The organism is Pseudomonas sp. AU12215 (assembly GCF_001675465.2).
Classification (GTDB): Bacteria; Pseudomonadota; Gammaproteobacteria; order Pseudomonadales; family Pseudomonadaceae; genus Pseudomonas; species Pseudomonas nitroreducens.
Window position 1 is genome coordinate 1 of the sequence record NZ_MACM02000104.1, and the last position, 785, is coordinate 785.

2 protein-coding genes are annotated in these 785 nt (G+C 65.0%); both read left to right on the forward strand.

Features of this window, described 5'->3' with window-relative positions; all coding sequences use genetic code 11:
• Window positions 1-20 precede the first annotated feature (20 nt).
• Entirely contained in the window at window positions 21-386 is a 366-nt protein-coding gene (locus A9513_RS14660) for a DUF3168 domain-containing protein (protein ID WP_083196135.1), read from the forward strand.
• Window positions 387-418: 32 nt separating this feature from the next.
• Window positions 419-785, forward strand: a 367-nt coding sequence (locus tag A9513_RS14665) for a hypothetical protein (protein WP_065085045.1), incomplete at its 3' end; no start/stop codon positions are given.

Consider the following 785-nt stretch of genomic DNA (forward strand, 5'->3'; position numbering starts at 1 on the left):
TGCCTGACAACGGATTTCCTCTGCAGCAGGCCGTCTACCAGCGCCTGACCGCCGAGCTGAGCGTGCCGGTGTACGACGCGGTACCGGCGGACACGCCTTACCCCTACGTCACGATTGACCGGGAGGTGGCCCGCAATACCAGCCCGATCTCTGGCCGTAAGCGGAAGCTGCGTCTGCTGTACCTGAGCGTCTGGAGCGACCACCAGGGCCAGGCCGAGGTGAAGCAGATCCTGGGCGAGATCGAGGATGCGCTCGACGAGCGACCCCTGGCGTTGTCGGTGGGGCGCGCGGTCTCCGTGCGGGTGACCGACACCGACACCAATCGCGAGCCGGACGGCCGGACCTATATGGGGTCGGCGACGGTGCGCGTCATCACCACTACCTGAGCACCACCAACCCAACGCCAGTGGAGGACACCATGGCAGAAGACAATCTCAATACGGCCGCGGGCTGCCGCGTTGCCCTCGGCACCAAAACGCCGGCGGACACCGAGGCCGAGTACAAGGCCGACACTTACGTCGACATCGGCGAGATCGAGGACCTGGGCGAGTTCGGCGACACCTTCAGCAGCGTGAACTTCACCTCGCTGGGTGATGGCCGGGTGCGCAAGTACAAGGGTACCGCTGATGCCGGTGACCTGACCCTCACTGTCGGCCTGGACAATGGCGACGCCGGTCAGAACGCCGTCAAGGTGGCACACAAGGACCGCTCGAAAGGCAACTACAACCTGAAGATCACCCTCAACGACGGCGACCCGTCGGCCAATCCGGTGATCCTGCCGACCA